We start from the raw sequence: 12,962 nt of genomic DNA, 5'->3' as shown, positions 1-12,962 counted from the left end.
GAGCCTCCCGCCCGACTCTCGATTCGCCTGCTCGCACCATGCCCATCGCACTCGCTCCGGCCCCAACGGCCGACTCGCCGTTGGAAAAATCCGTCCACAACGCCCTCCAGTCGAGCCCCTATGTGGCCGGCGCGCGGGTCCGAGTTGAAGCGGGCGAGGGCCGCGTCCGCCTCCACGGCGACGTCGGCACGTTCTTCGAAAAGCAGATGGCCCAAGAGGTCGTCCGCCGGATCGACGGGGTCCAGCAGGTCGAGAACCTGCTCCAAGTGGCCTGGACCTGAGCCGGGCGCGGGTGTTAACGGGCGCCTTGCGGCGGCGGTTCGTGCCTTGACGGCCGAGCCACGCAAGGGGCCTTCAAAGCCCGCGGGGAACGGCCGCTTTCGTTCGGCGACGCTGTCGTTCGCGGCCGCCTTCATCCGGGGCCGCCCTCGACGGGTTGAGGCGCACAGCTCGACCTTGACGGAGTCGACGCCGTTGCCTCCCGCTTGCAGTGCGCTGTAATCCGACGTGAGCGGATTGCCCTCGGCGAACTCGGCCGGCTCCCGGCCCGCACCACGCCGCCGCCGACTGCCGGGCGCTGGTAACGCGGGGCCTCCTCGCCGTTGACGAGGTGGACGAATCGGTCGCCGACGGCGATCGCCTCGGCGCGCACCCATCGCTTGGGATCGAGCGTCGGCCCCGACGAGGCGGGTAGTCGCCCGGTATGCAGCCGGCCATTCTGAGCTGCCGCCGGTGTGCTTCTTCCCCCCGCCGTGAAGCTCGCCGCGAAGCAGGCGAGGTGAACCAAAACGGGTCGATATCGGTTCACAAGGGCGTTCTCGGGAGGAGGCGACTGTTGGCTCGGGGCGAGCAACAGTACAGCCCCACGGCTGCGGCTGCGGCACGTTCCGCCCGATCGGGTTGACCGCACGCGCCGGAGAAAAACAATTGTCGCGTATGCAACAGCCCGCCCAGCCGACGCCACTAAAGCCGCTCTGGATCGGTCCGATCGAGATCGGCTTCCCGATCGTCCAGGCGGCTCTGTCGGGTTACAGCGACTCGCCGATGCGGACCCTCGCCCGCCGGCACGGGGCGTCGTACACGCTGTGCGAGGTGATGCTCGACAAGTTCCTCGTCGACCTGAAGATACGCCGCAAGACGCGCCACCTGCTCCACATCGGTCCCGATGAGCCGCCCGTCGGCGGCCAGCTGATGGGCGCCGAGCCGGAGCAGTTCGGCCCGGCTGCGAAGCGGCTGTCGGACGCGGGGTTTGACGTGATCGACATCAACTTCGGTTGCCCCGTGAAGAAAGTCCTCGGCCGTTGCCGCGGCGGGTACCACCTGAGCCAACCGGAAGTGGCGGCCGAGATCATCCAGCGCGTCCGCGACGCCACGCCGGCCGAGAAGCCCGTCACGGTCAAGATGCGTCGCGGCATCGACGACGCCCCCGAGAGCCGCGACAAGTTCTACGAGATCTTCGATCGCGCTTTCGAGATCGGCGTGGCGGCGGTCACCGTGCACGGGCGGACGGTTTCGCAGAAGTATGTGGGCCCGTCTCGCTGGGAGTTCCTCAGAGAGCTCAAGGCCCACGCCGGCAGCCGCACGGTGCTCGGGAGCGGCGACCTGTTCGACGCCCAGGCGTGCCTCGACATGATCCGCTACACGGGCGTCGACGGGGTGACGGTCGCTCGCGGAGCGATCGGCAACCCGTGGGTCTTCCAGCAGGCGCGCGAGCTGGCGGCCGGGCGGCCGCTGCCCGAACCGCCGTCGCTGCACCAGCAGCGCGACGTGATCGCCGAACACTACCGCATGGCCGAAGAGCTCTACGGCGCCGAGCGCTGCGTGCCGGGGATGCGCAAGTTCGCGATCAAGTACTCGCAGCTCCACCCGCGGCAGGCAGAGGTCCGCGCGGATTTCGTCCGCGTGAAGCTCCCCGGGCAATGGCGCGAGGTGCTCGACCACTGGTACGCCGAGGACCTGCCCGGCGTGCACCCCACGGTCGACGAGCCCAACCCGCTGGCGACCGCTCCGGCGCCCGCCGCGCCCGCCTTGGTCTAGCCCACACGCGGGCCGCGCCGCAAACTCGCCGCGACCCGCGCGGCCCGAGCGCCCCCGCGCTTCGGGCGCCGCTGGCGCCGGTTTCGGGCGCCGCCGCTCGCCCCGCGGGCGCCGATCCCTCTCAATGTGGCTCCGCGCGGATCGGGGGCCGACGCCGGGAGGTCACCGCCGATGCGTATCGCCACGATGTTGCTTGCCCTGGGCGCCGGCCTCGCTCCGGCGCCGCTGTGGGCGGTGGGGCACTTCAACATGCCGACCTCGCTGCAACAGTACTTGGGCGTAGGGTTCGGGCCGGGTTACCACGCGCCGATGCTGCTGGGCCCCCGCCACAAGGCGCGGGTCGCGGCGCAGCGCGTCCGCCGGCTGCCGGCCCCCCTCCTGCCGCCGCCACGCGATGCCGGGTTCTCCGCGCCGGCCTGCCTGGGCGCCGGCGCCGAATGGCCGATGTCGTCGCACAATCCGGCGGAAGGGCCGTCCGGGGTCCTGGCTTGGCCGCACGGCTACGCGGCTGAAGGCCCGCCCGCCGGCTCGCCGGCGTTCGCCCGACCGCGCAACGGCGAGGCACGCTAGGGAGGCGGTGGGGCGCGGGGCCCCCATTTCGAACCCGCGTGACCGCAAGAGGCTGAACAATTCGTCGGTCCGGAGGGCCAAAGGTCTTGCTCTGGCTGCTTTGCTGCGTTGCGATCGGCGCCACGCTCTATCGGGGAGGGCGCTGGCTCCGCCGTGGATTGGAGAGAGCCCGGCAAGGCCGGGCCGAGGTGCGGCGCGCTTCGTTGGCTTTTCGGGACGAGTTCCCTTCGCTCTCGGCCGAGCTGTCGCGGCACGGGGCCAACGCGGCGCTGCAGCCGGTGGAGCCCCTCATGGCCCTCGACGCGGCGACGGGCGAGCTCGTCGCGCTCGCGCCGGCCACCGAAGCCGACGAATCGGTAACCGCCGTGTTTGCGTGGCGGCGGAACCGGTGGCGGAGCGAAGGTCGCATCGTCGCGGGGCTCACGCCCGCCCAAACGCTCCACCATCATCGCGATCGGTTGATCGCCGCGTGATGGCCCCTGCCCGGCGGAGACTTCCCGATGGGGCCGCGATCCGCGACACTGAGCGTGTCTCCTTCTCTCGCGCCCAACCGCGATCAACCATGCTCGACTGGGACGACCTTCTCCCCCAATGCGCCTACGCGTGCCCGCCCGGCGGGTGGCGTCCTGCGGCGGTCGCGGCGGCGATCGAGTCGATCCGCAAGAACGCGGCGGTCGAGATCGATTGGACGCGGCTGGGCGAGTCGCTCCAGGGGAGGCCGATCGCGATGGTCACCGTCGGCGGCGGCCCGACTCGCGTGCTGCTCTGGTCCCAGATCCACGGCGACGAGCCGACCCACACCACCGCGCTGCTCAACCTGCTCAGGTTGCTGACCCGAGCGGACGGCTCGGGCGAGCGGCTCCGCAGGGGCCTGACCGTGGGGGTCGTCACGCCGCTCAACCCCGACGGCGCCGAGCACAAGACGCGGCACAACGCCCAAGGGATCGATGTCAACCGCGACTTCCGGCGCTTCGCCACCGCCGAGTCGCAGGCGCTGCGATCGGCGTTCGAGGGCTTCACGCCCGATTACGCTTTCAACCTGCACAACCAGCCCCCGCGCCGCGCGATGCCCGACCCGCCGCGTCGGCCGGCTTCGGCATCGCTGCAAGTGCCGCCGGTCGACGCCGACGACACCCAGACCGACTCGGTCCGTCGCGCGGTGCAAGTCGCGGCCACCTTCCGCCGCGCGATCGCACCGCACTGCGAGGGACGGGTCTCGCGCTACCCGGCCGATTGGATGCCGCGTGCTTCGGGCGACTGGTCGCAAGCTCGCGGGGTGGCGACCGTTCTGGTGGAGGCAGGCGGCTGGCCTGATCACGACTTCGCCGCGATGGAGCGCGCCCACTTTGCGGCGCTCGTGCAGACGCTCGACGCGATCGCGTCGACCGCTCTGGGCGAGCCCGGCGGGATCGATGACGCGGACGCCGCCGACTACACCGATCTGCCCCGCTCTTCGACACGCCACCTGTTTGACCGAGTGTTTGCCGTCGGCGGCGTCGCGCAGCTTGGCGCCGAGGATATCGCTGTCGTGGGCCGCGGTCATATCGGGGTCGATTTCCCGGACCGCACCGCCGGGGGCGACGAGCCAGCCGCCGGCTCTATCGCCGCGATCGGCGACCTAGAAGACGAAGGCGGCCTGAGCACCGTTGAAACACCGGCGATCGCGCTGCCCGGCCGGATCGTCCTCGCCGAGGCGCCCGAGAGCGCGTTCGATGACAGCCCCGCGGACTGGGACACGCTGGCCCGACTGGGGGTAACCACCACGCTCGTGCCCATCAACCTGGCCGATCCCGCTTTCGAGGCGGCCATCGTGCAAGCCATGCACGACGTGCCGCCGTTGCACGCGGCTCTGGTCGCCCGCTGGGACGGTCCGGAACCCGACGCCGCCGAGGCGCTCGACCGGCTGACGGTCGCCATCAGCGCCGGCGTGGTGGCCACTCTCGGCGAGATGCCCCCGTTGATCGCCGCGGCGGCCGAGCGGCTCGGGCTCTCGTCGCTCGACCCGGAGGCCGTGCCCCGCCGGGCCGACGGCGCCCCGCCAACCGTGTCGGACTGGCTGCTCGAGGTGAAGCGGGTCGCCGCCGCGTTACGCCTGGGCCGCCGCGGGCGGATACAGCTCAAGGCGGTGGCCGACATCGCGCTGGTGCGGGTCGACGGCGACCGCATCCGCGACGACTCGACCGAGGCGGTTTACGTGGGAGGCCGGCGGGTGCTCGACGCGGACGGGCTGAGCCCCAATTCTCCCGGCCGGTGGCTGCGGCGGCACGCCGACGGCGCCGCCGACGACCGCTGACCCGCGCGCTCCCGCGGCGCCGCGCGGTCGCGCGGTGTATGATGACGGGTTCCATAGCCGCTCTCGGATCCAGCTAACCCACTCCCCAATGACGAGCTCCGCCCCCGCGACGACCGCCGGCCACAACCGCGCCGACGCGGGATTGGTCGACACGCTCCGCGGGCTGGTGGGGGCCGAGAACGTCCTGACCGAGGCGGTCGACCTGGCCCCCTACGCGTTCGACGGCACCGCGGCCATCAAGCAGCGTCCCGCGTGCGTGGTCTTCGCCCGCGACCGATCGCAGGTCGCGCCGATAGTGAAGGCCGTCGCTGGAGCGCGCGTCCCGCTCGTGACGCGCGGCTCGGGCACCGGCTTGTCGGGGGGCAGCGTGCCCGTCGACGGCGGCGTGGTGCTCGGCCTCAATCACCTCGACCAGATCCTCGACGTCGACACCGCCAACCTGACGATGCGTGTCGAAGCGGGCGTCATCACGCAGCGGATCGACCAAGAGGCGGCCAAGCACGGCCTCTTCTACCCGCCCGATCCCGGATCGCAGAAGATCAGCACCATCGGGGGCAACGTCGCGGAGAACTCGGGCGGGCTGCGCGGCCTGAAGTACGGCGTCACGCGCGACTACGTGATGGGCCTCCGCGTGGTGCTCGCCGATGGGCAAGAGGTCTGGCTCGGCAACCAGTGCGTGAAGGACGTCGCGGGCTACAGCCTGAAGGACCTATTCATCGGCTCGGAGGGCACCCTCGGCGTGGTGACCGAGGTCCTCCTCAAGCTGCTGCCACGCCCGAAGGCGCGGCGCACGATGACCGCCACCTTCGCCACGATGGAGGCCGCCGCCGCCGCCGTGTCGGACATCATCGCGCGGCAGATCGTGCCTTGCACGGTCGAGTTCCTCGACCAGACGACCATCCGTTGCGTGGACGACCACGCGGGGCTCGGCCTCCCGCGCGACGCGGCCGCGCTGCTGCTGCTGGAGTCGGACGGCCACCCGGCCGTCGTCGAAGAAGAGTGCGAGGCGATGCGCCAGGCGCTGGTCGACGCGGGGGCGACCGGCGTCGAGACCGCGCGCGACGAGGCCGACGCCGAGCGGCTCCGCACCGCCCGCCGCGCGGCCTTCTCGGCGCTCGCGCGGGTCAGCCCCACGACAATCCTCGAAGACGTCACGGTCCCCCGCAGCGAGCTGGCGCCGATGGTCAAGTTCATCGCCGAGTGCGCCGAGCGGCACGACTTGCTTATCGGCGTGTTCGGCCACATGGGCGACGGCAACCTCCACCCGACCTTCCTCACCGACGAGCGGAACGAGCAAGAGATGCACCGCGTCGAGCAGGCCCTCTCGGAGATCGTCGACGAGACCCTGCGTCGGGGCGGCACGATCACGGGCGAGCACGGCGTGGGCCTCGCGAAGAAAGCCTTCCTCCACCGCCAACTCGGCGACGCCAGCTACCAACTGTTGCGCACGGTGAAGCGGTCGCTCGACCCGGCCGGCCTGCTCAACCCGGGCAAGATCTTCGAATAGCCCGCGAGCCGAGCCCGCGCCCACACACCAAGCGGCCTCGCTCGGCCCGCGGCGGCTCGCTCCCGCGATTGCAACCCATGCCGAACCCAGGCCCCACCGCGAAAAACCCTGTCACCGAGCTCGATTACTCGGTGATCCAGCAGTGCATGCACTGCGGGTTGTGCCTGCCCACCTGCCCGACATACGTCGAAACAGGACGCGAGCGGTCCAGCCCGCGGGGGCGGATTGCGCTGGCGCGGGCCGTGGCGGACGGCGAGCTCGACGTGACCCGCGAGTTCGCCGAGGAGATGGATTACTGTGTCGGTTGCCTCGCTTGCCAGACGGCCTGCCCGGCGGGAGTCGAGTACGTGTCGATCCTCGAAGCGAGCCGCGCGGCGAGCGAAGAGAAGGGGCTGCTCAACACCCCGTCGCGGAGCGTCTACCGCTGGCTCGGCTTGCGGCTGCTGATGACGCGCCCCCGGCTACTGCGCACCGTGGCCCGCGCGGTCGCGGTCCAGCAGAAGCCAGCCGTGCGGCGCGCGATGTACCGGCTCGGCGTGATGCGGCTGGCGCCCCCCGCGCTGCGGCGGCTCGAGCCCCAGGCGCCGCCGATCGACCCGCCGTTCTCGGACGAGCGGATCCGCGAAGTCGAGCGGCCGCCGGCTGATTGGTGGCCCGCTGAGCCCCGGGCGCGTGTCGCGGTGCTGACGGGCTGCGTGCAAGACATCTCGTTCGCTCGGGTGAACCGCGCCACGGTCGACGTGCTGCTCGCCGCCGGGTGCGAGGTCCACACGCCGCGGCGCCAGTCGTGCTGCGGCTCGCTCCACGCTCACAACGGCGACCTCGCCGCCGCGCGAGAGATGGCCCGCCGCACGCTCGACCCTTTCCGCCCCGGCGGGGTTTGCTCGCTCGATCGCCTCGACGCGGTCATCAGCAATTCGGGCGGCTGCGGCAGCCACCTCCGCCACTACGGCGATCTGCTGGGCGACGATCCCGTCTACGGACCGGTCGCGCACGAGTGGGACCGGAAGCTCCGCGACGTGCAAGAGTATGTGTGGGGCTTGGTGGGCAACACCGCACGTGCAGCCGATGAGCCGCGGTCACGGCTCGAGCGGGTGCTCCAGGTCGCCGCCGGACCTCATCCATCGGCGGGAGCCGACGGACCAGAGCCACCGCCCGCCACGGATCGGGAGCGCCTGACCTACGACGCGTCGTGCCACCTGTGCCACGGCCAGAAGGTGGTGTCGCAGCCGGTCGAACTGCTGCGGCGGCTGCCGGGCTATGATTTCGTTCCGCTGGCCGAGTCCGACTGGTGCTGCGGCGCGGCGGGCGTGTACACGATCACGCAGCCCGAGCAAGCGGCGAAGCTGCTCGAGCGGAAGCTCACCCACCTGCGCGCGGCGCGGCCGCACGTGGTCGCGACCGCGAATCCCGGTTGCATGCACCAGCTCAACCTCGCTTGCCGTGGCGACGACTCGCTCGCCCACACGCGGGTGGCGCACCCGATGGAGCTGCTCGCCGAGGCCTGCCACGCGTCGGATTGACCGGCGCGGCTACTCAGGAGGGCTGGGCGGGCGAGGGCTCCGCCGTGTCGGCCGGCTTCTTGCGGACCCGCTTCCGCTTCGGGGGCGGCGCGCTCCACTCCTTGGTGAGCGTCTCGAAGACCTCGGGCGACTCGTAGCGGACAATCCCCTTGCCGTCGGGCATCGGCCCAATCAGGCCGCGGACCACCGGCAGGCCGCGCAGCGACAGGTCGGTCGAACAATCGTCGATGCCGATCTGGGTGTGCATCCTCAGCAGCGAGTCGACGTGCGGGTAGTCCTTGCTGCGGATCTCGCCGTTGGCGCCGCGGGTGACGATGCGGATAGTCTTTTCGGGCATGCGGGGCTCACTCCGTGCGGGTAGCGCGGACAGCGTGTTCGGCTGCGGAGCCCTCCCTCCTGGCTCGGTCCGTAGCGGCGGGTCGCTTGCGGTCCCCTCCGCCGATGGGCCATCCAGGCGCCGCGGTCGGAAGGGGCGTGTTCGTGTTCTCGCTTGGGATCGACCAGCTCGCCGGCGCTTCGTGAGGCCCCCACTTGGCGGCGCCCCTGAGGGGCAGAGTCGTCAGAATCGCACCGCGCTCGCGACGGCCTATGACGCCCGGCCGCTTTTTGCCGGTCGGGCAGGCCGCACGGCCCCCGGTTCGGACGGGCGGCGGTTGAAGGGAAGGGGGCCGAAAGTTACCTTCGTACATCGAGCGAACCGACGACCGCCCCGGCGTGTCGTGGGCGTCGCCGGAGGGTATGCGAATGGTTAGCAGGCTGACTCGAAATCAGTTGCCGGGCAACCGGTTGAGGGTTCGAATCCCTTGCCCTCCGCTGTCTCGGGCTGACGGTGGCGCGTGTCGCGCCTCCGTCCCGCGGGGCCAGCGGTAAAGCGGCCTCGGGAAGGCCCTGGTGGCATCGCGATCGCGCCGGGGTCCAGCCGGTCGGCTGAGCCGCCGAGCCGCAGCGTCGCGCCGATGGGGGCCGCCGCGCTCAACGACCGCAGGCGCGCGGGACCTTTCGCGTATCTCCGACGCCCCAATCTGTGGCGCGGTCACCGCTAAGGGCCCGCCAGCGCCGCGGGTCGCTGCCCATCGACACGATGGCGGACCTCGACGCATTGCTCGAAGCAATCAAGAAACGCCTGGACGACGACCGGGTCGAACTGGCTCCCTGCGCCCTCCTGGATGAGTTCGCGGGCTTCCTCGGGGAGCATCGCGTCCTTGTACACGCGGTCGGAGGTCAGCGCGTCGAACACGTCGGCGACCGCCGCGATCCGCGCCGAGAGCGGGATGACCTCGCCCCGGATGCCCAGCGGGTAGCCGCCGCCGTCCCAACGCTCGTGGTGGTGCAAGGCGATCTCGGCCGCCATCGACAAGAAGGTGGTTTCCGGCGCCTTGCAGACAAGGCCCTCAAGCGCCCTGGCGCCGATCAGGGTGTGGCGCTTCATGACCTCGAACTCGCCGGTCGTCAGCCGCCCCGGCTTGAGCAAGATCGAGTCGGGGATGCCCACCTTGCCGATGTCGTGCAGCGGGGTGGCTTGGTGCAGGTCGAAGAGGAACTTGGCGGTGATCTGGTGGCCGTAGCGCTCGTCGGTCGCCAGCCGCGTCGCGATGACCTGGGCGACCTCCTGCATGCGGACCAGGTGCTCGCCGGTCTCCGGGTCCCGCGACTCGGCGAGCTGCGCTAGCGCCAGCGCCGCGGTCTCGTAGCTCTCGAGCACCTCGACCGTGCGCCGCTGCAGCTCGCAACTGAGCGCGTCGGACCGCTCGGTGAGGCTGCTGGCCTTGCTCTCGAGCATGGCGTGGGAGTCTTGCACGAGCTTGAGCACCGACTCTAGGTCGATGATCTGATCGCCCTGCGACGCGATCACGCGGCGGGCTTCTTGCGCCAGGCGCCACTTCTCGCTCAGCGCGGCGGCCAGCAGCGTGACCTCGGCGATGTCGAAGGGCTTCTTAAGGATCAGCAGCCGGTCGGTCTTGCCGAACCGCTGCACGATCTGGCCGACCGAGTAGTCGGAGTACGCGGTGCACAGCACCACCTGCAGCGCCGGGTCGGCTTCGAACATCCTGCCCGTCGTCTCGACGCCGTCCCAGCCGGGTGGCATCCGCACGTCGGTGAACGCGATCTGGTAGGGCCGCCCCTCGGCGACCGCTTCCTGCACCAGGCGGAGCGCGTCCTGCCCCTGGTAAGCGGAGTCGATCTGGACCGGCGGGCCGTCGTCGTCAGCGGCGGCGGCTTCGCCGAACAACTCGGCGGCGGCCGCGTCGAGCGCGCGCTGGGCCTTGCGGGGGGAGAGCGTCTTGCGGATGTCGTCGTGGATGGCGGGGTTGTCGTCGACGACGAGCACGCGTGTCGGCTGCGAGTCGGCGTTCATGCGAGCGCCTCTTGCGGCTGGAGTGGCAGGATCAACGAGAAAGTGGCGCCGCGGCCGGGGCCGTCGCTCTCGCCGGAGAGCGAGCCGCCCATCTCGGTCGCGGCGTTCGCGCAGCTGTGCAGGCCGAAGCCGTGGCCGTCGTGTTTGGTCGTGAAGCCGTGGTTGAAGATCTTGGCGAGGTTCTCCCTGGCGATGCCCACGCCGTTGTCGGCGACCCGGATCAGCACGTCGTCGTCGCCGTGGCGCCGGAGGGTGATCGTCATCCGCCGCCCCTCGGTCCGCCCGGCGACGAGGGCCTCTTTGCTGTTGCGGAGCAGGTTGACGACGATCTGCAAGAGCTTCTGCTTCTCGACGAGGACCTCTGGCAGGCCCGGCTCGTAGTCGCGCACGACCCGCACGCCGTGGCGGTCGAACGAACTGGAGTTCAGCGTCTCGGCTTGCTCGATCAGGGTCGGCAGGTCGACCGGCTCCTTCATGCCGGACATGCCCGCGTGGTCTTGCTGCGTGGCCACGATCGCCTTGATGTGGTCGAGCCGGTCGATCACGTCGCGGAGCTCGCGGGTCGCCTCGGTGAGATCGCTCTCGAGCCCCTCGGCCAGCTGACGCAAGAAGCCCGGCACCGCGGCGCCGCGGCCCCCTTCGGCGAAGAAGGGGCCCGGCTCGGCGACGTGCGCCGCGATCAGGTCCGCCGTCTGGGCGATCCGCTGCGCGTGCTTCGAGTCGAGCCGCTCCATGACCAGCCCCGCCGACACGTTCACGCTGTTGAGCACGTTCCCCACGTTGTGGAGCACGTCGGTCGCGATCTCCGCCTTGCCGGCGCGGTGGGCGGCGTCGACCAGTTTCGCGCTGAGGGTCTCGGTCTCCGACTTGGCGTGTTTCAGCAGCTCGGTCTCGTTGTTGAACTTCTCGAGCACGCGGTTGTAACCAGCCGCGATCTGCCCGACCTCGGTGTGCGGCTCGACGTCGACCGACCGGGAGAAATCGCCGGAGATCTCCTGCCGCTGCATCGCGGTCAGCAGGTCGAGCACCTCGGTCGACGCGCCGTGCTCGGCCACGTTCAGCCCCTGCCGTTCCGCCTCGGCCGACACCCTGAGCGGGAGCACCCGGTTCACGAGGTAGAGCACCACCAGCGCCGAGCCGAACGCCCACACGAACGCGACCCCCACCCCGGCCGCCTGAACCGCCAGCTGCGTCCACCGGTCGTGACCCGTGCCCCACGACCCCGCGGGCGCGAGCAGCGCGACGCACAGCGTGCCCCACGCGCCAGCCGCGCCGTGGGCCGACACCGCGCCGATCGTGTCGTCCAGTCGCAGGCGCTCGAGCAGGCGTATGCCGCCGTAGCACAGCGCCGAGCTGGTCGCGCCGACCAGCACGGCCGCGGCGGGCGAGAGCAGGTGGCAGCAGGCCGTGATGCCGACCAGGCCCGCGATCACGCCGTTGATGGCGTCCATCGCGTTGACGCGCTTCAGGAACGCCCAGGAGCAAGCGATGCCGAACACGCCACCGGCGGCGGCCGACAGGCAGGTGTTTACGAGGATCAGCGGCACGGCGCCGCCCACCGACAGGGTGCTGCCGCCGTTGAAGCCGAACCAGCCGAACCACAGGATCAGCGCGCCGAGCATCGCCAGCGGCAGGTTGTGACCGTTCATCGGCGCCGCGTCGTCGCCGAAGCGTCCCGTGCGCGGCCCGATGACCAGCACCGCCGCCAGCGCGACCCAGCCGCCGATCGAGTGCACCACGGTCGACCCCGCAAAGTCGATAAAGCCCAGCGATGCCAGCCACCCCGCGCCCGACCCAGGCACGACCCCGCCCCACGCCCAGTGGCCGAACAAGGGGTAGATGACGCCCGACACCAGCGTGGCGACCAGCAGGTAGCTGCTGAACCGCATCCGCTCCGCGACCGCGCCGGACACGATCGTCGTCGCGGTGCCGCAGAAGGTCGCTTGGAACAAGAAGAACGTGAGCGTCCAGGCGCTCGCGCCGGCGCCCAGGGCGAAGTGGTCGGCGCCGAACCAGCCGGCCGACGACGCGCCGAACATCAGCGCGTAGCCGAACAGCCAATACAGCGTGACGGACAGGCAAAAGTCCGCCAGGTTCTTCATCGCCACATGGATGCCGTTCTTCGCCCGCGACAGCCCGGATTCGAGGCACAGGAACCCGGCCTGCATCAGCAGCACCAACCCGGCGGCCATCAGCACCCACGACTGGTCCACCAACGAGCGGAGGTCGACGGACTCCGCCGCACCCCCCGCGGCGCCCGCCGGCTGCGCCAGGCAAGGGCAGGCCAACAGACCGAGGATGGCGATCGGCAACAGGCGCAGACGCACCATGGCGGACGGACGGAATCGTAGGGTTGGCGGATGGGCCCGCCGAGGCGGCCACGCTATCCCGCAACCTTAGCTCCCCTCCGGCTCCCGCTCGCCGCTACGATCGTCTGGACCGGGACTGCAAGGAACCCGAACGACCGGGAAGAACAAGCGTGCCGGTGGCGCCGGTTCCAACGGCCCGTGGCGAGCCTCGGACGTCGACTGCAACGGGGTCTCTCGTCAGCCGGCGATGTGGAGCGGAATGATTGACCGGGCCGCACCGGCGGATTACGGTGTTGCCGTCGATGGGCCCGAGAGAGGCCCCGTTCGAAAGCTTGCGGACCACCGCATCTGCCTAATGCTTGTTTTC

Annotated in this window: 10 protein-coding genes and 1 tRNA gene; 8 read left to right on the top strand and 3 right to left on the bottom strand. The window is 70.9% G+C overall.

Translation table 11 applies throughout. The features are described 5' to 3' along the window. The first annotated feature begins 38 nt into the window (after positions 1–38). The 7 genes from RIC11_RS01090 to RIC11_RS01060 all read left to right on the top strand — a co-directional run bounded on the left by RIC11_RS01090 (position 39) and on the right by RIC11_RS01060 (position 7,930). The gene (locus RIC11_RS01090) at positions 39–281 is read left to right on the top strand and encodes a BON domain-containing protein (protein WP_350207974.1); all 243 of its coding nucleotides are present in this window, start codon (positions 39–41) and stop codon (positions 279–281) included. 655 nt (positions 282–936) lie between these two features. Then, entirely contained in the window at positions 937–2,037 is a 1,101-nt protein-coding gene (locus RIC11_RS01085) for a tRNA dihydrouridine synthase (protein ID WP_350207973.1), read from the top strand. A 171-nt stretch (positions 2,038–2,208) separates the two neighbouring features. Beyond that, positions 2,209–2,607 carry a hypothetical protein gene (locus tag RIC11_RS01080; protein WP_350207972.1) on the top strand — a complete coding sequence of 133 codons (399 nt, stop codon included), beginning with the start codon at positions 2,209–2,211 and terminating at the stop codon, positions 2,605–2,607. A gap of 203 nt (positions 2,608–2,810) precedes the next feature. Then, positions 2,811–3,080, top strand: coding sequence for a hypothetical protein (locus tag RIC11_RS01075; RefSeq protein WP_350207971.1), 270 nt, complete (start codon positions 2,811–2,813; stop codon positions 3,078–3,080). An 89-nt stretch (positions 3,081–3,169) separates the two neighbouring features. After that, entirely contained in the window at positions 3,170–4,900 is a 1,731-nt protein-coding gene (locus RIC11_RS01070; RefSeq protein ID WP_350207970.1) for a M14 family zinc carboxypeptidase, read from the top strand. 88 nt (positions 4,901–4,988) lie between these two features. Further along, positions 4,989–6,407, top strand: a complete 1,419-nt coding sequence (locus RIC11_RS01065; protein WP_350207969.1) for an FAD-binding oxidoreductase — start codon at positions 4,989–4,991, stop codon at positions 6,405–6,407. Positions 6,408–6,484: 77 nt separating this feature from the next. Further along, positions 6,485–7,930 carry a (Fe-S)-binding protein gene (locus tag RIC11_RS01060; RefSeq protein WP_350207968.1) on the top strand — a complete coding sequence of 482 codons (1,446 nt, stop codon included), beginning with the start codon at positions 6,485–6,487 and terminating at the stop codon, positions 7,928–7,930. Positions 7,931–7,943: 13 nt separating this feature from the next. Here RIC11_RS01060 and RIC11_RS01055 read toward each other — a convergent pair whose 3' ends face one another. Next, a complete protein-coding gene (locus tag RIC11_RS01055) occupies positions 7,944–8,267 on the bottom strand; it encodes a hypothetical protein (protein WP_350207967.1) in 324 nt (107 codons plus the stop codon). Positions 8,268–8,661: 394 nt separating this feature from the next. Between RIC11_RS01055 and RIC11_RS01050 the strand changes: the two genes are divergently transcribed. Then, a tRNA-Ser gene (locus tag RIC11_RS01050) sits at positions 8,662–8,743 on the top strand. A gap of 226 nt (positions 8,744–8,969) precedes the next feature. Here RIC11_RS01050 and RIC11_RS01045 read toward each other — a convergent pair. Together RIC11_RS01045 and amt are read right to left on the bottom strand one after the other, a co-directional pair. After that, a complete protein-coding gene (locus RIC11_RS01045; protein WP_350207966.1) occupies positions 8,970–10,286 on the bottom strand; it encodes an HD domain-containing phosphohydrolase in 1,317 nt (438 codons plus the stop codon). After that, positions 10,283–12,616, bottom strand: a complete 2,334-nt coding sequence (gene amt / locus RIC11_RS01040; protein ID WP_350207965.1) for an ammonium transporter — start codon at positions 12,614–12,616, stop codon at positions 10,283–10,285. The genes RIC11_RS01045 and amt overlap by 4 nt, the downstream gene beginning before the upstream one ends. Positions 12,617–12,962: the final 346 nt, after the last annotated feature.

It is taken from the genome of Botrimarina sp. (assembly GCF_040219535.1).
Taxonomy (GTDB): domain Bacteria; phylum Planctomycetota; class Planctomycetia; order Pirellulales; family Lacipirellulaceae; genus Botrimarina.
The sequence above is the reverse complement of the archived record's forward strand: the minus strand, read 5'-3'. Positions and strand labels throughout refer to the sequence as shown.

Bases quoted from the DNA above. Each gene is read 5' to 3' on its own strand.
- RIC11_RS01090 (WP_350207974.1), top strand. From the start codon at position 39: ATGCCCATCGCACTCGCTCCGGCCCCAACGGCCGACTCGCCGTTGGAA.
- RIC11_RS01085 (WP_350207973.1), top strand. From the start codon at position 937: ATGCAACAGCCCGCCCAGCCGACGCCACTAAAGCCGCTCTGGATCGGT.
- RIC11_RS01080 (WP_350207972.1), top strand. From the start codon at position 2,209: ATGCGTATCGCCACGATGTTGCTTGCCCTGGGCGCCGGCCTCGCTCCG.
- RIC11_RS01070 (WP_350207970.1), top strand. From the start codon at position 3,170: ATGCTCGACTGGGACGACCTTCTCCCCCAATGCGCCTACGCGTGCCCG.
- RIC11_RS01065 (WP_350207969.1), top strand. From the start codon at position 4,989: ATGACGAGCTCCGCCCCCGCGACGACCGCCGGCCACAACCGCGCCGAC.
- RIC11_RS01060 (WP_350207968.1), top strand. From the start codon at position 6,485: ATGCCGAACCCAGGCCCCACCGCGAAAAACCCTGTCACCGAGCTCGAT.
- RIC11_RS01055 (WP_350207967.1), bottom strand. From the start codon at position 8,267: ATGCCCGAAAAGACTATCCGCATCGTCACCCGCGGCGCCAACGGCGAG.
- RIC11_RS01045 (WP_350207966.1), bottom strand. From the start codon at position 10,286: ATGAACGCCGACTCGCAGCCGACACGCGTGCTCGTCGTCGACGACAAC.
- amt (WP_350207965.1), bottom strand. From the start codon at position 12,616: ATGGTGCGTCTGCGCCTGTTGCCGATCGCCATCCTCGGTCTGTTGGCC.